The organism is Williamsia sp. Y721, assembly GCF_059683565.1.
Genome location: NZ_JCASNH010000001.1, coordinates 1,736,059 through 1,757,396, shown reverse-complemented (window position 1 = coordinate 1,757,396; position 21,338 = coordinate 1,736,059). Strand labels below are relative to the sequence as shown.

Below are 21,338 nucleotides of genomic sequence, written 5' to 3'. Positions count from 1 at the left end.
CGCCTACCCGGAGGTTGGCGATGGCGCGCACATTCGAAGCCCGCGAAACAGTTGCCGACCACGAGGCGCGGCAGAGCAGACCGCACATTGTGGTTGCCTCAGACTGTGTCGTGATACGTTGCGCCGCAGGGTAATTTGTGTCGCCGGTGACGTAATACAACTCACCGGTGACGTAATGCGACTAGAGCCAACACAACCGCACCGCCTAGGCCGATCAACGTACGCCCGCCGTCGCGAATAAGTCTGGGGCACAATCGATCACGGTAACCCGCCCCGGAACTGGACCGAAGCCGCAGAAGAAGTTGAGCTAGAGGCTCCGACTGTACGGTCACGCGGGCATCCCCGCGAACTCGGTCAGCCGGCTCATCCCCAGCGCCGCGTACTTCGTCAATCGCTCGACCACAGCGGCGAGTTCATCGGACTCCATCAGGTCCGGTGGCGTACGAGAAGGGTTCAGCGCGACCTGATCAGCCCACGCCTTGATGTCAGGGTTCGCACTGAATGCCGCAGCGGCGCGGCCTCCGGTGACCTGCATCCACGCCCACTCGGCAAGACCGTTGGGATAGGTCGACGACGGGCAGACCGCGTTCTTCACAGCATTTGCGGCGTCGGCGTCCATTCCGACAGCCACAGTCGCCTCGACATGACCCGATAGCGCCGCGCCGAACAACGGGAAGCCGGCACGTACCGGCTGCAGCGTCATCGTCCGGTTCCCCCAGATGGGCACCTGCGGCGCAGTACGTAGTCCCCGCGCGGCACAGTGCACGATCACCGCATCGGGGTCGACGGCCACCACATCATCAGCAGCCTCTTCCTTGTCGAACGTGAGGTGCCCGGGCGCGACTGCGCGCAGGTGCCCCCGGCGTACGACATTCTCGATCATCCGCAACCGGTCGAGCTCCCACTGCGCGATCGTCGGAGTCCTTGCCATCGTGGGCGTCACCGAACGGTCGATCCGCAGCATGACGCCGGCGTCCTCGAGGCGGCAGAACATCTCCTCGACCGAGGCGGATTCGGATGCGGCCTGCATGGTGTCGGCCGCGGCACCGATGAACATCACCGGTTCGGGCTGGATGACGGCACGGTTCAACATCCACGGATCGCGCGGCCGCACCCAGCAGATCGCGTCGGGGTCGACCCCGTTGTCGATCAGCCACACGCAGGCGTCAGTGGCGGTTTTACCCGAACCGACAATCACGTACTGCGATGTGGCACGACCGAGGCCGACCAGACCATTGATGGGTATGACGTGCGCGCCGTCGGCCACTTCGAACGGCGGCGGCATCAAGGAGGGGATGTCCGGGGCGAGATAGCGGGCATCGACCACGCTGCGACGTACCCGCACCTCGTGCTGACGCCCGGAGATCAGGGACACAAACCGGCCTCCGCCGAGGTAGTCGCAGTTCGAATGGAACGACACCTTGCCGGAAGCGAGCAGGCGGTCACGCAGGATGCGTTCGTAGTAGGCGCAGATCTCCGGCGCGGTTGCCCGCTCGTGCAGACCAGCCTCGGGCCCGCGCTCCTGGATCCGTCCACCTCCCAACGGCGTCGAGGCCACACCGTAGAGAGCAGAGGCCTGGTGGAGCCGGACGAACGGATAGGCATCGAGCCAGTGACCGCCGACTCCGTGCCGCCGATCGACCATGACCACGGAGACGTCGGCGCGGTCGATGAGGGCGTCGACAAAGGCCATCCCCATCGCACCCGCACCCACCACCAGGTAGTCGGCCTCTAGCACCGCCATCTCCTCAGACTGACCCTGGCCACAGGGAACGTCAATGACCTCTTGGGTTCGGCGTAGCACCGCTACCGCCCGGTTCGCCAATGGGCCCCGACAATGCCAGTGGCTCGAGGGAGGAGGCCGGCCCTACCAATCCTCGGCATGGTTTCTGCCGGGATGGGTACTGAAGCAGAAGCGCAGGAATGAAGGAACTGGGAGATGTATGGGTGTGGATCGAGATGACCTCGGGTGTTGGATCGTCAAAGGCAATGGCGCGACCAACCCCGGCTACGTCGGCACCGATATCGGTGCGGCGCGCAGCATGCCCGCCTCCGTCATCGAGGCGACGTGGTGCCTGAGTGCCCGGACCCGGCGTCCGGCACTCGTTCGTCGCGGTGATCTCATCGCGCTGTGGATCACCGGGAAAAAGAATCCGGGCATCTATGAGTTCGGATACGTGACGAGCGACGGCGTCGCCGACAAACCGATGGACCCAGGATCTGCTCTGCACGTTGAGTTTCAGGCAATTCGACTCGATCGAGACTCATATGTGCCGAGGGCGGTGATGGCGGCATCGCCGACGCTGAGGGATTGTGAACAGTTCCGCGCGCCGATCGTGGCAAATCCGTCGTATTTGACCCGTCCGGAAACGGTCGTACTGGCCGGATTGATCGCTCGACGGGTGCCGCGAGAATCGATGGAGATCTCCGGATGGGCAACCGCACTCACGTGGTGAACGAAGGCGACTGCCGGCTTACCGCTACATAACCCGGTACGCAGTTGCACCGAAACCGCTCACACTCATCGGCCAGGAACAAACACAAAAACCGCTCCCCCACTCCATCATTCGCAAACAGGCAACGATGCGAATGCTTTACAAACATCCACGACAGCAGCCAAATGCGGCAGCAACACCTCATGACACTCGAACTCACATGTCCGATATCAGTCGCCTACACGACTCGCCCCAACGGCACCCCGCGCAATACCGGCATCACCAAATTCGCGCCAGGACCATTCCCGCAGCGGTTACGATTTTGGAATGTGTGAACACAACGCTCGGCGGCGTGTACCGGCGAGCAGCGAAACAGTCCGATGACAATGCGCCGGCGGGGACCACTGTGGATGGCCGTCGGCGCGTGGATGGTGGTCTGGGCGATGGCCGCGTCTTCCACGGTTGCATTCGCGGCCCCCAACCCGGCAAATGGATCCGCCGTGGTGGCCGTGGCGCCGCTGGGTGGACGCCAGTTCGCCGTGACGGTGTATTCGGCAGCGATGAATCGGCAGATACCGCTCTGGGTGTCACACCCGAACGCTTCGGCACCTGCGCTGTACCTCCTCAACGCCGTCGATGGCGGTGAGAGTGGAGGCGCGTGGACCGGGCGGACGGACGTGGCCTCGTTTTTCGCCGACAAGAACGTCAATGTGGTGATCCCGATGGCAGGTCGCGCCAGCTTCTACACCGATTGGAAACAGGACGATCCGGTCTTGGGTTCCAACAAGTGGCAGACGTTCCTGACCCGCGAGCTGCCGCCGCTGCTCAACGCCAGGTTCTCCATGACAGGTCGAAATGCGGTCGCCGGATTGTCGATGTCGGCAACCTCGGCGCTGGATCTGGCGGGCCATGCACGCGGGCTGTATCAGGCGGTGGGTTCCTACAGCGGCTGTACGCGCATGAGCGACCCGCTGGTGCAAGGATCTGTGTATTCGGAGCTGGCGGCCTTCGGCGCCAATGCAACCAACATGTGGGGTCCACCCGGAGATCCTGCGTGGGCCGACCACGATCCGACGCTTCACGCGGAGCGACTACGTGGCACCAAAGTGTACATTTCGGTCGGCACCGGCCTTCCGGGTCCGCACGAAACACTGAATGCGCCAGGAATCGGCGGCAATGTCGGAACGCTGGTCGATCGAGGCGTTGTCGGCGGAGCCTTGGAGGCGGTTGTCAACCAGTGCACGCGGCCGTTGGTGGACCGACTGCACGCCCTCGGCATTCCGGTGACTGTGAACATGCCTGCGGTCGGCACACACTCATGGCCGTATTGGCAAGACGAGCTGCACAATTCCTGGCCCACGCTGGCAGCCGCGATCGGCGCATGAGCTACGGCCCCCAGAACGTGTCGGACGTTGGTGACATCCGAAAGGTCCATTTCGCACATTTCGGGCGGGATTTCTGATTTGGCAGGACATTTCGCCAAATATCGCTTCCCGAAGGCGAGCTTGGATGTTGCCGGTGTGTGGTCTATCGGCAGGACGGGTGGCAAGATTACCGTTGATAGTCGGAGAGCCCGGTACGCGTATGAGCTGAGCGCCGATAGGGAGTAGCTGAGACGGCAGGAGAATTCCAGCGACCAGAAAGTGCCGATTGTGATGACAGAATGTCTCAATGTCCGAGCCGAGCGTGAGCGGCTTACCGGCGCGTTCCGTCCGGGTCAACCGCTGCCTGATTTCGGCTACAGCCACGAAGAGGACGCTTTGTGGTCACGTGTGTTCGCGACGCTGTGCGGCATGCACGGGCATTTCAGTTGCGCGCGATATCAATTGGCCGCACAACGGGTAACGCTGCCCACCGGCCGGGTGCCGCAACTCAGTGAGGTCTCGCGCACCCTTCGGTCGTTGACCGGCTTCGAGCTCGCACCAGCTATGGGAGCAGTACCAGGTCCGCTGTTCTACGGCCCACTTGCCCGGGGGATCCTCACTTCTACTCCGGATTTGCGCCCGGTTACGGAGCAATCGTTTTCGCCGGACCCCGATGTCATTCATGAACTGGTCGGCCATGGGGTGATGCTTGCCGATCCAGAGTTCGCGCAGCTGTACCGCCGGTTCGGACGAGCCGCCGCACATGCCGCCTCGGAGGAGGTGCGGTCGGCGATCTCGCGGTTGTTCTGGTTCACCATGGAGGTCGGTCTGGTCGTCGAGAAGGGTCGCCCGCGAGCGTGTGGTGCCGCCATCTTGTCCTCGGTCGCGGAGATGGAGTCTTTCGAGGATGCGGAGTTGAGAGACTTTCGGGTCGAGGATGTCATCGCCAGCGACATCGACGACAGCATTTGTCAGCCGGTGATGTTTGTCGCCGAATCGGTCAGCCAGATGATGGATGACGTAAAACGTTTCCTCGCGACAAGTGCCGACTTGTGACAGTGCACTTCGGCATGGTTGCCGTCGCTGACACCCTCGCCCTCGACCTCGAGCGTTAAGGACTTTGCGGTGCTGGACCTGCCAGGCAATGTGCGCCGAGATGGCAGCACGGCACCGCAGGCGGACACCTTCGAATTGTCGGTCGCTCAGTCCGAACTGTGGATGGCGCAACAACTTCACCCGAGCGTGCCTTTTTCCATTTCTCAGTATGCCGATCTGCACGGGCCCGTCGATCTCGAACTGCTACAGGATTGCTCGCGACGAGCCGGTCGCGAAATGCAGTCGCCGCATGTGCGATTTGCAGTCGTCGGTGGCCGACCGTGCCAGTACGTCGACCATGACCTGCTGACGGGATTCAACTGCGTCGATGTGAGCGATCACCCAGATCCAGACGATGCCGCTCGTGTGTGGATGAGCCAAGACCGTGAGGCCGCCATCGACTTGTCGGGTCCCGATGTCACCAGGACGGTGATGTTCACCCTCGGTCCTGACCGGTACCGCTGGTACGCGCGCAGCCACCATATCGCGGTCGACGGCTTCGGCGCCGCGCAATTATCGCAGCGAACGGCCGAATTGTATTCCGCCGCAACCGAAGGACGGACCGCTCCACCGTGTCGGGCCATGCTCCTGACCGAGATTGTGGCGGCCGAGCAGCGGTATCGGTCCTCGCCGCGATTCGATGCCGACCGCGAGTACTGGGCCGAGCAACTCGCCGGTCTGAATAGCATCACAAAGCTGACCGATCGGTACGCTGCACCGTCGGCACGGCCGCATACCGCGCACGCAACGGTGGATGCAGCAGCAACGGCGCGGCTCGATGCCGTGGCCGGCCGGTATGGCGCCGGAATGGCGGAGGTGTTGGTCGCGGCAGTGGCCGGATTCCTGGCGCACATGACCGGTGACCGCGACATCACGGTGTCACTGCCGGTCGCCGCCCGCACCACCGGGGCGCTGCGGCGATCGGCGGGGATGGTCTCGAACGTGGTGCCTTTACGCGTGCGGGGCGTAACCGAGAGCACGGTCGCTGACCTGGTGCAACAGGTGCGCCTGAACGTCATCGGGGCGTTGCGCCACCAGCTGTATCGCCACGAAGACCTGCTCCGCGACCACGGTGTGGGTCTGGCCGGTCGCAGTGGCTACGGTCCGCTGATCAACGTCCTCACCCTTCCCGCGAGCATCGGTTTCGGTGTTGCCCGCGGGCGGGCGCACCTGCTCTCCGCCGGGCCGGTGGAGGATATCTCCGTCAGCTGCTACCGCGTCGGTCCCGGACCCCTCAGCATCGATTTTCACGCCAACCCCGACCTGTACACCCCCGATGAGCTGGATCGATATCAGCAGCAGTTCATGCACTGGTTGTCGCGATTCCTGCAGGCTTCGGCTGAAGAGAAGGTGTTCGCACTCAGCGCCGGCACACCGAGCGTCGCGGCCCCCCAGCCCCGGCGCCGGTCGCGGTTGCTACCGGAGTTGCTGGCGGCCGAGATCGGTGCCGGTGAACGGATTGCACTGAGCGGGCCGGACCGGTCGGTGTCCTATCGCGAACTCGACGAGGTGACCGCGCAGTGGGCACGTGAGCTGATCGCGCACGGGGCTGGACCGGAAGTCGTTGTCGCAGTGGCATTGTCCCGGTCGGTGGAATCGGTGATGGCGTTGTGGGCGGTAGCCCGAGCGGGCGCGGTGTTCTTCCCGGTGAATCCCACCGATCCGCCGGCGCGGGTGACGAAGCTGATTGCAGATTCAGGGGCGATGCTGGGAATCACCCTCACCAGATGGTGCACACGGCTGGACGCCACGACGGTGGACTGGTTGCTGCTCGACAGCGACGAGTTCACCTGCGCCGCCGCATCACACCCGGTAGCGGCGATGACCGATGCGGAGCGGACACAGCCACTGCGTGCCGCTCACCCCGCATATCTGATCTACACCTCCGGATCCACCGGCGAGCCGAAGGGTGTGCTCAGCACTCACGAGGGCCTGCCGGCCCTGAGCGACGAACTGCTCACCCGTGGTCGAATTTGCCCGGAATCGGTCGTGCTGCTGGCACATTCACCCTACTGTGACGCGTCGATGCTGGAATACCTCTCCGCATTCGCGGCCGGGGCGAAGCTGGTCGTGTTGGCGCCGGACATCGTGGCCGGCGAACAGCTTTCGCAGGTCATCGAGCATGATGCGATCACCCATTTGAATGTCACGCCGACCATTTTGGCGACACTCGACCCGCACCGACTGACGTCGCTGCAGAGCGTCACCGTCGGCGGCGACAAATGCCCACCGGCACTCGCCGGCCGCTGGGCCACCCGGGTGCCCATGTTCAACTCCTACGGCCCGACCGAGGCCACCGTGATCGTGACCCACACCGGCGCGCTCGAACCCAACGCGCCGATGACGATCGGCGAAGCACTTCCCGGAGTGCAAATTCTTGTGCTGGATGCCAGGCTCGGCCTGGTCTCGGCCGGGGCCCGGGGCGAACTCTATCTCGCCGGTGACGCGTTGGCGCGAGGGTATCTGGGACGGGCCGCGACCACGGCGCATTGTTATGTCGCAAACCCGCACGGGCCCAGGGGAACCCGAATGTATCGCACGGGCGATGTAGTACGCGAGCAGGCGGACGGCACGCTGGAGTACCTCGGACGAAGCGATGCCCAGATCTCGCTACGCGGGCAGCGCATCGAACCGTCCGAAGTCGAGCGTGCTCTGACCGCGGACGGGGCAGTCGATCAGGCCGTGGTGCGGATGTGGACGTCCGAGACACTCGGCGACCGATTGATCGGCTATGTCGTCGCCGCAGATGGCGACAGCTTCGACCGCACCGCCGTGTTGGCGCGGTTACGGACGGTGTTGCCGCCAGCCATGATTCCGGCAGCGCTGGTTCCGTTGACCGCGATACCGATCAACCCCAGCAGCGGTAAGACCGACCGATCCGCACTGCCCGATCCACAGGTGCTGGCGCGTCCCGCATTTCGCCCGCCGCACACTCAGATCGAGCACACGGTGGCAGATGCGATCGCCGATGTGACCGGACAGTCGTGCATCGGTCTGGACGACAATTTCTTCGAACTCGGCGGCAACTCGTTGCTGGGAGTGCAGCTGTGTCAGCGGTTGTCGGAGCAATGCGGCGCTTCGGTGGCGATGTCGTGGTTATTCACCCCGACCGTGCGCACCTTGGCAGCCGCCATCGAATCCTCAACGGCGATCGGTGGAAACAGTGATGCGACGGCAGGCGTATCGGCGCTGGAGACGATTCTTCCGTTGCGCGGCAACGGTTCAGGGACTCCGTTGATCTGCTTGCACTCTGCCGTGCCGCTGTCGTGGTGTTATACCGGCTTGCTGAAATACGTCACCGACCGGCCGATCTACGGGCTGCAGTCCCCCACCGTCGCCGCAGGAGGGCGCCGATGCCGGACCGTCGAAGAGTTGGCGCAGGTGTATCTGGACGAACTCACCCGTGTGCAACCACAGGGGCCGTACTACCTGTTGGGTTGGTCGCTGGGCGGGCAACTCGCGCACGCGCTTGCCATTGGGCTACGTGCTCGGGGGCATGACGTGGATTTGCTCATCATGCTCGACAGCTTGGCATTCGCCGACGGTGCACCCCAACCGCCATCGCCGACCATGCGCGATCTGCTGACCCACCTACAGGGCAATGAGACAGACACTCCGGACACCCGGCCACTCGCCATCGACGACGCTGTCGATGTGCTCGCCCACACCACCGGGCCGGGCCGGGGGTTGACCCGTCAGCAGCTCGAACGCCTGCACCAGGGATATGTCGACTGCGTTGGCATGTCGGCGCGCTACCGGCCGGAATCCTATGACGGCGACCTGCTGTACTTCTCGGCACGCGAAGGAATCACCGGCCAACTGACCGGCGACATGTGGCGACCGTATATTTCCGGACGGATCACCGAACACTCCGTCGGCGTCGCGCACGCCCAAATGGCGAACCCCGACGCCCTCGCGGTCATCGGACCGATCCTGGAGGCCGAATTGAATCGGCGACAATGCATCGACAGGCGACAGTGAACTCACACAGCACGCAGAGGGTCTCGCATGACCATGCCGACAGAATAAGGAGGGACGTGTGAGGAAGCCTTTCGCTGCGATCCTGGCAGTCACGGTGTCGGTCGCTTCATCGGTTCTGCTGACCACACGTCGGCCAAGACTCTTTGGGAGCCGCCTCCCACAGGCTGTGCTGGCAGCCATCGCGGCACTCGGTCTGGCTATCGGCGTCAACGAGTGCACCGGTAAACCGGTGATGTTTCTGCGCTGGTCCTATGTGCGGTTCCTCTTCGGTCTACGGCGCATGGGCGCCACCTGGCAGGTCGGTGACGGCCGCGAACAAGCTTTGGCCGACTATGTGTGCGCGCATGCGCGCAGACACGACATCGACGACGTCATCCGGGTGATCGACGAGTTCTGCTACACCAGGAGCTATCTGATCAACATCGGTGATGAGAAGGGCAAGCTTCTCGACCGCGCCGTCGTAACAGCGCAACCGCGCCAACTGCTGGAACTCGGCACCTACTGCGGCTACAGCGCACTGCGCATTGCGCGTGCCATGCCCACCGATGCCGTTTTGTACTCGATTGAGTTCAATCCGGCGAACGCCGTCGTTGCCCGACGGATCTGGGATCACGCGGGCATCGGCGAGCGCATCGTCGTGATCGTCGGAACGTTGGGCGATGACGGGAGGACCCTCAGCACACTGGGCGACAAACACCGGTTCGCTCCCCGGACCCTCGATTTCGTCTTCATCGACCACGACAAAGACGAGTATCTTCCCGATCTCCACCGGATCCTGGACCACGAATGGCTGCACCCGGGCTCGGTTGTCGTGGCAGACAACGTCAAATACCCAGGCGCGCCACAGTACCGAGCATTCATGCGCAGCCAAGAGGGCCTCGACTGGCATACCCGAGAACACCCGACACACGCCGAATACCAAAAGATCATCAAAGACGTCGTGCTCGAATCGACCTACCTCGACCGACCAGACAACGCGCAGTCAGGTCGCCGGCCCAACCCGCCTCGCTCGGGATAAGCAGCCGCACCCCTTGAAAGGCAGATCTCGGTCGACACCGATCGCGCCGCGGTGGAGGCGTGACGACCGCTCCTAAACACCCCGGTACCAACAGATCCGGCAGGTAGCCTTCCGAGGTGCCGAATCCTGCACCTGCACGGGCGACCACAAGCAGCCTGTGAGCTACGAAGTTCTCGCCTCACCTACGCATGGCAACTTTGTCAGGGAACGCTTGGGCGGCGAACCGCTGTCCGATCCGTTGATGCGCGGCAGCGTCCGGATGCAAGTTGTCGGCTAGGGGCAGGTCTATGAAGTCTTCTTCGCCGTATAGCTCCCTGCCGTCGAGATAATGCAGGTTGGGATCGTCGATCTCGCGCTGCGCGACGATTCGAGCGAGCTCGGCCCGAATTGTGTTCAGTGTCAATTTGCCGGCAGACACCTCCGTGGGTTCGCCGGTCGCGATGAAACGGACGCTCCCCTCGGCTATCGCAGCCGGGTCGAACGCACCGGGACCCGGTGTTTCCTCATGGATCGGGCAGTAAATTGGGGACACGATCAGCAGTGGTGTCGTTGGGTGGCCGTCACGAATGGTGTCCAGAAAGCCGTGGACGGCAGAAGTGAAGGCGCGCATCCGCATCACGTCGGTGTTGACGAGGTTGATGCCGATTTTAAGGCTGATTTGATCGGCACGCGTGTCCCGGATCACCCGGGCGACGAATGGGTCCAGCAGTGCGCTGCCAGCGAATCCAAGGTTGATCAGTTCCGTGTTTGTGAATGCGGCTACCAGCGACGGCCACGTAGTGCTGGGACTTGTGGCATTTGAACCCTGGCTGATGGAGCTTCCGTAGTGCAGCCACGTGCGCCGTGAAGGAGCATCGAACGGTTCGAGCGGCGCATTCGAGCGGAGCTCTACCAATTCGAGGTTCTCGTTGTGAGGCAACCAGATCTCGACATTCTTAACACGGTCAGCCAACCCTACGAACTGGACGGTTCCGACCGGACCTGGCTCATCGGTCATGGTGCCGGCAGCCATGTCAATAGTGATCCTGTTGCCACCCACCGTGACGGCCTGGTCTGCCAGCTTTCCATCGATGACGAGGTCGAAGACACCGTCCGGCCGCGGCGGGAGGCCGACGTAGACGCGTTTTGTCGGCAGTGAATCGAGCTCGATGACGGTCGCCGCAGTGCGAAATGCGATCCGTACCCCCGAAGGCTGCGACTCGGCCATCACCAGTTGTGGATCAACACAGCGTGAGCGGGCTTCCGAAGGAAGTCGGTGGACGACCAAGCCGCGATGCGTGCGCTCATGGTCTAGGGCGCCGCGCAGGAGATCTGGCGTGACGGGCGTTGTGGTTAACAACTCGGTGGCTTTCATGGTGGGCTCTCCGATCGTCGATTACGGGGTGGGCGGCCAAATCCGCAGGAGTTAGTACGACTCTCCTGGTTCTCGGCATGGTCAGTGAGCGTGTCGTTCTGAACTCCAACGATCGCACCTTGTCGGATCGAGTGAGCCGGCGCGTACCGAACCGCGACCTGTTCCGACAGATGTTCGAGTCGCCCGTCCGTGGCAACGTTGTTTCACCTGGCGACCGCCAAGTTTCGGCGTGGGTCATAGAGCGAGCTGTCGCTCACGGTCTCCAACTCACAACTTCGGTGATGCGCGCTGACAGCCCCTTCAGTATGCGACGCACGCTGAGCGTGGTCTGGAATCCCCAGGTCGCCTCAGGTACCCGCTTGTACGTCTATGCAGGTTATGTCTGACCTCTGACCACGAGAGGATTTCGGGCACGGATCACGGCCGGCTCTCCTACACGCGCAGTCACCTCCCCCTCAGAAAATTGGCGCATGTCTGCCTGACATCACCACTGCCGAGCCGCTCTCCCACCAGACGCATTCGATGTCATCAGCGGTCAGAGTTCCTGAAACCGAACAGTTTTGAACCCCTATGTGTCACATGACGTATAGCGGTAAGTCACTGGGGCCGAAACGTTGTATTCCATCGCGCAGTCCTTGGCGCTATCGGGATTGGTGACGATTGCATGCGAGTGAGCGATCAGGCGGCCGCCTTCCCGCTCCCGCACAAGGGCGGCGCCGGTTGCGACCTAGCCGGCGATCCTTCCCGATGAGGCCCACCACGCTTCTAACGCTGCGTCTGATTCTGGTCCCCCTCAGTTCGCTTTCAAAGTCAAAAATTGACTAGACCACATAAGTACCGACAATGCCGACACTGCCATGATTCCGAAAACAATCAGCAAAAGGGATAGGGGCCACGTGAGGCGGGCCAACGCTTCCCGGGTGTATCAACTACCCCATCGATCCGCCCGTGCAATAGTCACTCAGCGTTGTCGACATTTCGCAAATGGGTAATTGCCCGGTTCAGCCACTCGGCCATAAGCGTGCGCTCTGCATCGGTGAGCGCCGGGAGTTCGGGTAATACGCTTGCGAAGGTGACTGCGACAGTACTCGTCCCGGTATCCTCTGCCATCGGTGCAGAGGCGAGTATCTGGCCCAGGACGGCGACGAGCATCGCCTCGGAGAGGCTCATATCCCGTTCAGCGGGAGGGGTTCCCAGCAAAGCCAGAACGGTGCCGGAACCGGCGGCGTGGATCATCGCGACCGCGCGCTGCTCGTCGACGCGGAGCAGTCCCGCAGTGGCCAGGCGTCGCACCCGGGCGCGCAGTACGTCGATGCCCGCAGCGGTGGCCGGTGACGTCTCAGCGCGTCCGGGGGCGTTAAGCAGCGCGTAGAGTTCAGGGTTCGCCAGCCCGAAATCGACGTGCATCTGCCATCCGGCGCGTAGGTCCGCGACCGGATCAGGATTGTCGGTGGCGGACGCAGCTTGAGTTTTGGCCGCCACATAGGTCTCCATGACGTGCTCGGCGACGGCGTCGATCAGGCCATCCTTGTCGCCGAAGAGTCGATAGAGCGTCGGCGCCTGCACTCCGGCCGCCTTGGCCACCCTGCGCGTAGTCACCGCACGAGCGCCCTGTTCGCGTAGAAGATCCGCGGCCGCCTCGACAACGGCAGATCGAACGTCGTCTCGTATCACTGTCACTTCCGACATGTATCGACGCTAGCAGATGCCTGTTATCGACGGAAATACAGGTGATAACGTCTAAATCGTATCAGCGGAAACTAAGGAGAAATCATGCTTATAGTCACCGGTGCCAACGGCAGGCTCGGATCGCAGATCGTCGAACAGCTGTTGCAGCGCATTCCGGCCAACGAGATCGGCGTGAGTGTTCGCGATGTTGACAAAGCGGCGGCCCTGGCGGAACGCGGCGTCCGCGTCCGGGCGGGCGACTTCACCGACCCCGCGACCTTGGATCACGCCTTCGAAAGCGCCGACCAGGTGCTGGTCATCTCGGCCGCGATTCGCGGTCCTGGTGCTGTGGAGGCGAACATTGCGGCCATCGATGCTGCTCGGGGCTCCGGCGCGCAGAGAATCCTGTACACGAGTCATCAAGCGGCATCGATGAACTCGCTCTTCGCCCCGCAGATCACCCATGCCAGGACCGAAGCCCATCTCGCGCAGCAGGGTGTGCCGTTCACCTCACTACGAAATGGGTTCTACGGGAACACCCTTAATCAATACCTCGACTCAGCTCTCGAGTCAGGCCGGCTCGTCGCGCCGGAGGACGGACCGGTGTCGTGGACAGCGCACGCTGACCTGGCCGAGGCCGCCGCGATCGCACTCGTCGACGGTAGTGGCCTCGACGGCGTCACCGCTCCGTTGACCGCGCCGGAGACACTCGATTTCGACGCCGTCGCAACCATTCTCAGTGAGATCACCGGACGGACGATCGCGCGCATTGTTGTCAGCGACGAGGAATGGCAGTCGGCCGCGATCGAAGGTGGAATGCCGCCGCAGGCAGCCGAGTTCACACTCGGTTTGTTCCGAGCGTCCCGACGGGGCGAGTTCGCCATCACCGATCCGGCGCTGGAAAACCTAATCGGCCATCGACCGGTATCAACCAGAAATGCTTTGAGCGACTTCGTGTCATCCAAACGGCTCTGAGACTATCCGTGAGGTCGGCTGGTACCAGTTCAGACTGTCGTCACGTCCGATCCGATGTTCGGCTTTGATACTCCCGGGTCCGATGAGGACGATGTTGCGGGCTTCGGAAAGCCAGCCGCCAGTCTCGTGCACCACCGGAAGATGCCGGTGGCTTCTCGCCGGGAACCGAAACATCATGGCGTGATCATCGTGATGAGTCCGGACGCCCACGGGAGTAATTGACTGGACGGAAACCATCTGTACGTCAGACTGTCCTGATGCTGTTGACCATCTCTGCCGAACGTTCACCGACTCTCGAGGTGCCGAGCGATTTCGGCTACCTACTGCACAAGCATCCGGAGAAGGTTCAGCCGTTCGGTGTCTACGGCGGGACAGCGCACGTCTTCTACCCCGAGGTCAGCGATGACCGTTGCACGGTCGCGATGGTGCTCGAGGTCGATCCGGTTGCCTTGGTACGGGGACGATCTGGTGCGCATGACGGGTTCGCGCTGGGCCAGTACGTGAATGACCGGCCGTACGTCGCGTCGTCGTTGCTGTCGGTGGCGATGGGGAAAGTGTTCCGGTCGGCGCTGAACGGGCGATGCACTAATCGGGAAGATTTGGTGGATTCCGCGTTGGATCTGACGATCGCACTCCCCGCGGTCCCGGGCGATCCTGCGCTGTTGCGGCGTCTGTTCGAGCCGATCGGATGGGACGTTACGGCATCGCCGATCGTGTTGGACGCCACCAGGCCCGAGTGGGGTGATGCACCTGTGGTGTCGTTGACCCTCGAGGGGTCGCTGCGCCTGACCGACGCACTGAGTCATCTGTACGTCCTGCTGCCGGTGCTCGACGACGCCAAGCACTACTGGGTCGGCGACGACGAGGTGGAGAAGCTGGTCAGGGTCGGATCGGGCTGGTTGGCGACTCACCCGGAACGAGAATTGATCACACACCGCTACCTGGCCCACCAGCGTGGACTGAAAGATGCTGCAACACAACGACTCGTCGAGCTGGATGACCGTCCGGTCGAGGACGCTGCGGAGGATGCCGAACCCGACGCGTCGCGCCCCCTGGTCCGGTTGCGCCACGACGCGGTGCTGGAAGTCGTACGTGAGCTCCGGCCGACATCGATCGTCGATCTCGGATGTGGGCCCGGCGCCCTGCTCGGATCGTTGCTCGAACTGCAGGGTGTGGCACGGGTGATCGGCACAGAAGTCTCCGACTCGTCGCTGACCAAAGCTGCTAAACGGCTGCACATCGACCGGATGACCGAGCGTCAGTCTGAACGCCTGACGTTGTTGCTGTCGTCGTTGCAGTACGGGGACGACCGCCTCGAAGGTCTCGATCTGGCGATCCTCATGGAGGTCATCGAGCACATCGACCCAGAACGGTTACCGGCGGTCGTGGCCAACGTGTTCGGGTCCATGCGGCCACGCCACGTCGTGGTCACGACACCTAACAGTGAGTACAACGTGAGGTACCCGGCGCTGGCCGCCGGCGGTTTCCGTCACCCCGACCACCGATTCGAGTGGACCCGTGCGGAGTTCGCGAGCTGGGCCGGCTCAGTAGGCCAGACCTACGGGTACAACGCCGACCTGCGGCCGGTGGGCGAGCGTGACGACGAGGTCGGGTCGCCGACGCAGATGGCCGTGTTCGCACAGCAGACTTCGAGTGGGGAAAGCGTATGAGCGAGCTGAGCATTCCCGAACTGTCTCTGGTAATTCTGGTCGGGACGAGCGGTTCTGGAAAGTCGACCTTCGCCGCGACCCACTTCCTTCCGACCGAGGTTGTATCCAGCGATGACTGCCGGGCCATGGTCTCCGACGACCCGAACGATCAGGCTGCGACGACGGACGCCTTCGCCCTGCTGGAGTACATCGCAGGCAAGCGACTCGACCGCGGCCGGCTGACGGTGATCGACGCGACCAACGTGCAGGCGTCACCGCGCAAGTCACTGCTCGCCCTGGCCAAAGACCACGATGTGCTCCCGGTGGCGATTGTCCTGGATCTGCCGGTCGCACTGGCATTGGAACGCAATGCTTCTCGCCCGGACCGGGACTTCGGCGCCCATGTGGTCAAGCGTCAGCACGACCAGCTGCACCGTTCGCTGCGCAGTCTCAAACGCGAGGGTTTCCGCACGATCCATGTCCTGGACTCGGCGGAGGCCGTCGCGGAGGCCTCAATCGCGCGGACCCGCCTGTTCAACGACCGCAGGCACGAGCACGGTCCATTCGACGTGATCGGTGACGTGCACGGCTGTCGTGAGGAGCTCGAGATCTTGCTCGGACGCCTGGGATATGCGATCAGCCGGGACGACGCAGGGCGCTGCGTGGATGCCGAGCATCCAGATGGTCGCCGGGCTGTATTCGTCGGTGATCTGGTCGATCGTGGTCCGGACTCCCCAGGCGTGCTCCGCCTGGTCATGCGCATGGTCGCGAGCGGCAACGCCCTGTGTGTGTCGGGCAACCACGAGGCGAAACTTGTTCGCGCGCTGGGTCGTAAGGACGTGAAACCGACACACGGTCTCCAGGAGACACTGGATCAGCTGGCAGCCGAGGACGATTCGTTCGTCGTTGAAGTGCGTCAGTTCTGCGACGGCCTCGTCGCCCACTACGTACTCGACGAGGGCAACCTCGTTGTCGCGCACGCAGGCTTGAAGGAGAAATACCACGGGCGGGCATCAGGCCGGGTCCGGGCGTTCGCTCTGTACGGAGACACCAGTGGCGAGACCGACGAGTTCGGGCTGCCGGTCCGGTACCCGTGGGCCGATGACTATCGGGGCTCGGCGACGGTCTTGTACGGGCACACCCCGGTCCCGGAGACCGAGTGGGTCAACAACACCATGTGTCTGGACACGGGATGCGTCTTTGGCGGCCGTCTGACGGCGCTGCGCTACCCCGAGCGCGAGGTGGTGTCAGTGCCGGCGCGGGCGACGTATTACGAACCCGTCCGGCCGCTGGCTCCGCCGCAGCGCGACCCCGAGGTGTTGACGCTGACCGACATCCTCGGGCACCGCGTCATCGAGACCGAACACTTGGGGCGGGTTTCGTTGCGGGAGGAGAACGCAGCCGGTGCGCTGGAAGTGATGAGCAGATTCGCCATCCCGCCAGCCGAGCTGCTCTACCTGCCACCGACCATGTCACCGGTCGACAGCTCGTCGCGTGACGGCCTGCTCGAGCACCCGGATGAGGCGTTCGCTCACTACGCGAAGCGATCCGTCGATCGGGTGATCTGCGAAGAGAAGCACATGGGATCCCGCGCCATTGTGCGCGTGAGGCGCGACGGATCCGGCGTCATCTACTCCCGCACCGGACGAGCGTTCTTCTCCGACGAACAGCAGGCGGCGGTGCTGTCGCGGATTGCCGACGCCATCACCACAGCAGGTGTCTGGGCAGACCTCGACGCAACCTGGCTACTCCTCGATACCGAAATACTGCCGTGGACCGCGAAGGCGGAGGCGATGGTCCGCAGTCAATACGCCAAGGTGGGCGCCGCCGCGACGACCGCGCTGCCGGCGACGATCGACGTGCTGTCGGCCGCCGCAGCGAGAGGGGCTGACGTCGCCGATCTACTCGACAGGACACGAACCCGAGCCGTCAACGCCGAGCTCTTCGTCGACTCGTACCGCCACTACGTGCAGCCGATCAACACCCAGTTGGGGATCCAGGTGGCACCCTTTCAGATCCTCGCGGGGGACACAGCTACGTACGAGACCCGCGATCACTACTGGCATCTCGACATCGCCGATCGCCTGGTCACCGCAGACCCGGAACTGTTCCGTCCCACCCGCCGCCTCGTCGTCAAGACCACCGACAAATCGTCGTGCACCGCGGGCACGGCTTGGTGGGAGGACCTCACCGCGGGCGGCGGCGAAGGCATGGTCGTCAAGCCGTTCAACAATCTCGTCCGAGGCCCGAAGGGCCTGGTGCAACCGGGCCTCAAGGTTCGCGGGCGCGAGTACCTGCGAATCATCTACGGCGCCGACTACACAAACTCGTCGACGCTGACCCGGCTCAAGCAGCGCAATCTCGGACAGAAGCGGTCGATGGCGTTGCGAGAGTACGCACTCGGGCTCGAGGCCATCCGCCGAGCCGTTGCAGGAGAGCCGGTGTGGCGCATCCATCAGTGCGTCTTCGGTGTCCTCGCTATGGAGTCGGAAGCTGTGGACCCACGGCTATGAAACACGAGTCAGACCGGTCGTGATCGGAAGTGCTACCGGGACTGCACACTCGCGGCATCTCAACTGTCCCGCGCTCGACCTCCCCGGAGGCATCCGATCGGCAGCAACGGCCCGACGCACAATTTAATCGGGCTACTTCACATGTGCAGCCTCCAATCGATTGAAGAAGCAATAATCGATTATTTCTGTTAGTGTCGATCCCATGGCAAAAAGTGTTGACGCTGTCGCGCCGTCGGTGCGGGCATACGAGGTGTTGCGTTCGGCTGTCCTGCATGGCGAGTTTCGCCCAGGACAGCCCTTGAAGCCGCAAGCGTTGGCTGCTGAGTACGGGGTCAGTTTGGCGGTGGTCCGCGAATGCCTGTTACGACTGGTCGGCGAGGGTTTGGCTGAGCGGCTGCCGAATCGAGGCTTTGTGGTTCCCGAGGCCGGCGACGACCGATGGCAGGCTGTGGCGGAAGCACGGGTGGTGGTCGAACCGGCAATGCTGCGCATGTCGATCATGCGCGGTGATCTGGAATGGGAAGCCCGTGTCCGTGCCGCTCACCACCGACTGGCCGGCACGAGCGGCTACGAACACGAAGACGACGCCCATTACTCCGACGCGTGGTCGTCGGCTCACCACGAGTTCCATCGGACGCTGCTAGACGCGTGTGGCAACGACATCTTGTTGGACACGTTCGAGCGACTCTGGACCGCCAGCGAGCTCTCACGCCGATGGTCGGCTGCCGACAATCGAGGACGTGACGCCGTCGGCGAACACCGAGAACTCGAGCAGCTGGCGCTGAATCGACAGGGCGACGCGGCAGCGGCCGCGCTTGCAAGACATGTCGCACACACCGCGGCCATCCTCGCCCAGGACGTCAAATCATCAAATCCAAAGGAGCTCAACCGAAATGAAAACCGCTGACACCCTCGACCGCACACCCGCCGCAGATCTGGAGGCGGTGCGCGAGGTGAGTGCCGCGATCACTGCGGCCCACATGTTCATCCACCTCGTCCCCGAACCAGCTGACGAAGCCGCCTCACTCGGCGTCACCGATCGTGCCCAGCGGTACTTCGCATTCCGGTCGGCCGCGCTGGGCACGGTGCCGTGGCAGGTCACGGCCGCGACCTTCTACAACTTCAGCCCTCGGGCAGTCCAGGCCATGGACGGGGCGTGGAACTCCGCGTCACCCGAGCAGTGGCAAGCTGCACGATTTCGAGCGGTCGAGCGTGCGATGAGGCGCGTCGGCGTGCGGATGACGGACGACCAGATCAGTGAAGCCCGGTCACTGATCGACCCCGTCGTCGCCGAAGCCGATTTCGCCGGCAAACCATTGGCCGCGGCGAACGCCTCGGTCACGCTGCCATCCGATCCTCTACTCGCCCTTTGGCAACAGATCACGGTGCTGCGAGAGTGGCGCGGCGACGCACACATAATCGTGCTCTCCGACCATCGACTCGGACCGTGCGAGTGCACGGTTGTTCAGGGTGCGACACATCGCATCCCGACGGAACTCCTGCGCGCCACTCGATTGTGGAATGACAACGAATGGGCAGCGGCAACCGAACGTCTCATCACACGGGGGTGGCTCAACGCCGACGGGACGATCACCGCTGCGGGAACCGCAGCGCGCGAGCAGATCGAGATCGAGACCGACGAGCACTGCGCTGCCTTGTGGGCGCCCATCGGCGGCACCGGCATCCGGCGACTCACCACACTGATCGCGCCGATCAACGATGCCTTCTCGGCTGCGGGAACCTTTGATCAACTTCGTTGAATACGGGCGGATTTCTCGACTTCCGGCGTTCCAATTCCCGTAGCTTCGGGAGTTGAAGATCACGACCCGCTATCTTCATCAGCGTTCCGTCAACTCTGGGACTGCCAGATTATTAGTGAATCCGACCGTGGCATCTGTTGGTTACCGGACCAGCTGACGTTGGTTGCATTTCCGGATGACCCGAAAAGGTACCCGTTGCCGTCGTGCCGGCATTGATTCGAAGCCAAGGCAGCGGAGGCAGTTTCGGGTGTGCGGCAGCCTGGTTTTGGTTCTAGGTGTTGGGGGACGAAACGTTGATGACGCTCAGTTGATGAGGGCTTTGGCGGCGGCCCGAGCGGGGCGGGCGGCCTTCGCGTCTCCGGTGATCGCGGCGGTGACGATCGCGCCTTCAGCCAGGAGGCTGACGGGTTCGGCCGGAACGTTCGCGGCAGCCTCGACCCACTTGGCGATCTGTTCGTGGAAGGCCTGCTTGTGTGAACGCACCTCGATCAGGATCGCAGGTGAGGTGGAGCCCAGTTCGCCGTAGGCGTTGATCCAGGCGCAGCCGCGGAAGCCGGGTTCGGCGAACCATTGCTCAAGCCAGTCGAAGATCGACAGCACCCGTTCGCGGGGATCCTCGTGCTGCTCCACGTATTCGGTCAGGCTCGCTCGCCATCGGTGATCCCGCCGCCGCAGCACCGCGACGACCAGGTCCTCCTTCGTTGAGAACATTCCGTAAATCCGATTCAAGGGCATCCCTGCAGCGGTGCGGATGGCATCCATGCCGACCGCCTGGATGCCGCGTTCATAGAAGAGCGCTTCGGCGGCGTCTAGGAGTGCGACACGGCTGCGGGTCTTCTGCTCTTCACTGATCGGCGCTGGCACGGCAATCCTTCTTGACGTTGAGAACGGGCGTTCTTATGCTAGCCGAACACCTATAGAAAACGACCGTTCTCAACGAGGAAGGACCCATGAACGAATCACGCCCGCCGCTCCCCCCGTTCACCGAGGCAACCGCACTGCAGAAAGTACAGGCGGCCGAGGACGCCTGGAACACGCGCGACCCGCATCGCGTCGCCATGGCCTACACGACCGACTCTGCATGGCGGAACCGCGACGTGTTCGTCACCGGCCGCGAGGAGATCATCCAGTTTCTGACCAGCAAGTGGGAGCGCGAGCTCGACTACGCCCTGCGAAAGAGCCTGTGGGCATACCGCGAGAACCGCATCGCCGTCCGCTTCCAGTACGAGTGGCACGACGCAACGGGACAGTGGTGGCGCAGCTACGGAAACGAACTGTGGCAATTCAGCACCGAAGGCCTGATGGAACGACGCGAGGCCAGCATCAACGACACGCGGATCGATGAGGCGGACCGGCGAATCTTCGGCCTACGACCGGAGAATGAGCGCGGCGTCGAAATTCCCCTCCGATAGCCAGGTGGTCAATCATCGGTAACCGTTGCGGCACAGTATGTTACGAGTCACAAATAGTGCTCAACCGAAAGCGCGTCGCTGGTATACAGAAGTGGTCGGCGAAAGCCCGATGCG

At 63.2% G+C, this 21,338-nt stretch carries 15 protein-coding genes; 11 read left to right on the top strand and 4 right to left on the bottom strand.

Features of this window, described 5'->3' with window-relative positions:
* Positions 1–328: 328 nt before the first annotated feature.
* The gene (locus tag AC56PL_RS07855; RefSeq protein ID WP_497153430.1) at positions 329–1,744 is read right to left on the bottom strand and encodes a pyridine nucleotide-disulfide oxidoreductase; all 1,416 of its coding nucleotides are present in this window, start codon (positions 1,742–1,744) and stop codon (positions 329–331) included.
* 199 nt (positions 1,745–1,943) lie between these two features.
* Here AC56PL_RS07855 and AC56PL_RS07850 point away from each other — a divergent pair, with 199 nt between their 5' ends.
* The 5 genes from AC56PL_RS07850 to AC56PL_RS07830 all read left to right on the top strand — a co-directional run bounded on the left by AC56PL_RS07850 (position 1,944) and on the right by AC56PL_RS07830 (position 9,893).
* Positions 1,944–2,456 (top strand): hypothetical protein, encoded by a 513-nt coding sequence (locus AC56PL_RS07850; protein ID WP_497153429.1) that lies wholly within the window; start codon positions 1,944–1,946, stop codon positions 2,454–2,456.
* A 365-nt stretch (positions 2,457–2,821) separates the two neighbouring features.
* A complete protein-coding gene (locus tag AC56PL_RS07845) occupies positions 2,822–3,820 on the top strand; it encodes an alpha/beta hydrolase (RefSeq protein ID WP_497153428.1) in 999 nt (332 codons plus the stop codon).
* A 270-nt stretch (positions 3,821–4,090) separates the two neighbouring features.
* On the top strand, positions 4,091–4,855 hold the full coding sequence (locus tag AC56PL_RS07840; protein WP_497153588.1) for an amino acid hydroxylase: 765 nt from the start codon (positions 4,091–4,093) through the stop codon (positions 4,853–4,855).
* 69 nt (positions 4,856–4,924) lie between these two features.
* Complete coding sequence (locus AC56PL_RS07835; RefSeq protein ID WP_497153427.1) at positions 4,925–8,875, top strand: amino acid adenylation domain-containing protein; 3,951 nt, start codon at positions 4,925–4,927, stop codon at positions 8,873–8,875.
* A 232-nt stretch (positions 8,876–9,107) separates the two neighbouring features.
* Complete coding sequence (locus AC56PL_RS07830; protein ID WP_497153587.1) at positions 9,108–9,893, top strand: O-methyltransferase; 786 nt, start codon at positions 9,108–9,110, stop codon at positions 9,891–9,893.
* Positions 9,894–10,071: 178 nt separating this feature from the next.
* Here AC56PL_RS07830 and AC56PL_RS07825 read toward each other — a convergent pair whose 3' ends face one another.
* A complete protein-coding gene (locus AC56PL_RS07825; protein WP_497153426.1) occupies positions 10,072–11,247 on the bottom strand; it encodes an SGNH/GDSL hydrolase family protein in 1,176 nt (391 codons plus the stop codon).
* A gap of 957 nt (positions 11,248–12,204) precedes the next feature.
* Entirely contained in the window at positions 12,205–12,936 is a 732-nt protein-coding gene (locus tag AC56PL_RS07820; protein ID WP_495515767.1) for a TetR family transcriptional regulator, read from the bottom strand.
* Between the two features lie 84 nt (positions 12,937–13,020).
* Here AC56PL_RS07820 and AC56PL_RS07815 point away from each other — a divergent pair, with 84 nt between their 5' ends.
* The 5 genes from AC56PL_RS07815 to AC56PL_RS07795 all read left to right on the top strand — a co-directional run bounded on the left by AC56PL_RS07815 (position 13,021) and on the right by AC56PL_RS07795 (position 19,812).
* Entirely contained in the window at positions 13,021–13,890 is an 870-nt protein-coding gene (locus AC56PL_RS07815) for an NAD(P)H-binding protein (RefSeq protein ID WP_495515766.1), read from the top strand.
* Positions 13,891–14,147: 257 nt separating this feature from the next.
* Complete coding sequence (locus AC56PL_RS07810; RefSeq protein WP_497153425.1) at positions 14,148–15,560, top strand: 3' terminal RNA ribose 2'-O-methyltransferase Hen1; 1,413 nt, start codon at positions 14,148–14,150, stop codon at positions 15,558–15,560.
* Positions 15,557–18,052, top strand: a complete 2,496-nt coding sequence (locus tag AC56PL_RS07805; protein WP_497153424.1) for a polynucleotide kinase-phosphatase — start codon at positions 15,557–15,559, stop codon at positions 18,050–18,052. Before AC56PL_RS07810 ends, AC56PL_RS07805 begins: the two co-directional genes overlap by 4 nt.
* A gap of 202 nt (positions 18,053–18,254) precedes the next feature.
* A complete protein-coding gene (locus AC56PL_RS07800; protein ID WP_497153423.1) occupies positions 18,255–18,959 on the top strand; it encodes a GntR family transcriptional regulator in 705 nt (234 codons plus the stop codon).
* Positions 18,946–19,812: an SCO6745 family protein gene (locus AC56PL_RS07795; RefSeq protein ID WP_497153422.1), complete on the top strand. Its 867-nt coding sequence runs from the start codon at positions 18,946–18,948 to the stop codon at positions 19,810–19,812. Before AC56PL_RS07800 ends, AC56PL_RS07795 begins: the two co-directional genes overlap by 14 nt.
* A 303-nt stretch (positions 19,813–20,115) precedes the next feature.
* On the opposite strand, the gene AC56PL_RS07790 is transcribed toward AC56PL_RS07795, so the two are convergent.
* A complete protein-coding gene (locus tag AC56PL_RS07790) occupies positions 20,116–20,676 on the bottom strand; it encodes a TetR/AcrR family transcriptional regulator (protein WP_497153421.1) in 561 nt (186 codons plus the stop codon).
* 86 nt (positions 20,677–20,762) lie between these two features.
* Between AC56PL_RS07790 and AC56PL_RS07785 the strand changes: the two genes are divergently transcribed.
* The gene (locus AC56PL_RS07785) at positions 20,763–21,224 is read left to right on the top strand and encodes a nuclear transport factor 2 family protein (RefSeq protein ID WP_497153420.1); all 462 of its coding nucleotides are present in this window, start codon (positions 20,763–20,765) and stop codon (positions 21,222–21,224) included.
* The last annotated feature ends 114 nt before the right edge of the window (positions 21,225–21,338 follow it).

Excerpts from the sequence above, each read along its gene's own strand:
- AC56PL_RS07855 (WP_497153430.1), bottom strand. The coding sequence starts at position 1,744 with ATGGCGGTGCTAGAGGCCGACTACCTGGTGGTGGGTGCGGGTGCGATG.
- AC56PL_RS07785 (WP_497153420.1), top strand. The coding sequence starts at position 20,763 with ATGAACGAATCACGCCCGCCGCTCCCCCCGTTCACCGAGGCAACCGCA.
- AC56PL_RS07825 (WP_497153426.1), bottom strand. The coding sequence starts at position 11,247 with ATGAAAGCCACCGAGTTGTTAACCACAACGCCCGTCACGCCAGATCTC.
- AC56PL_RS07845 (WP_497153428.1), top strand. The coding sequence starts at position 2,822 with ATGCGCCGGCGGGGACCACTGTGGATGGCCGTCGGCGCGTGGATGGTG.
- AC56PL_RS07800 (WP_497153423.1), top strand. The coding sequence starts at position 18,255 with ATGGCAAAAAGTGTTGACGCTGTCGCGCCGTCGGTGCGGGCATACGAG.
- AC56PL_RS07840 (WP_497153588.1), top strand. The coding sequence starts at position 4,091 with ATGACAGAATGTCTCAATGTCCGAGCCGAGCGTGAGCGGCTTACCGGC.
- AC56PL_RS07820 (WP_495515767.1), bottom strand. The coding sequence starts at position 12,936 with ATGTCGGAAGTGACAGTGATACGAGACGACGTTCGATCTGCCGTTGTC.
- AC56PL_RS07815 (WP_495515766.1), top strand. The coding sequence starts at position 13,021 with ATGCTTATAGTCACCGGTGCCAACGGCAGGCTCGGATCGCAGATCGTC.
- AC56PL_RS07810 (WP_497153425.1), top strand. The coding sequence starts at position 14,148 with ATGCTGTTGACCATCTCTGCCGAACGTTCACCGACTCTCGAGGTGCCG.
- AC56PL_RS07795 (WP_497153422.1), top strand. The coding sequence starts at position 18,946 with ATGAAAACCGCTGACACCCTCGACCGCACACCCGCCGCAGATCTGGAG.
- AC56PL_RS07805 (WP_497153424.1), top strand. The coding sequence starts at position 15,557 with ATGAGCGAGCTGAGCATTCCCGAACTGTCTCTGGTAATTCTGGTCGGG.
- AC56PL_RS07850 (WP_497153429.1), top strand. The coding sequence starts at position 1,944 with ATGGGTGTGGATCGAGATGACCTCGGGTGTTGGATCGTCAAAGGCAAT.
- AC56PL_RS07830 (WP_497153587.1), top strand. The coding sequence starts at position 9,108 with ATGTTTCTGCGCTGGTCCTATGTGCGGTTCCTCTTCGGTCTACGGCGC.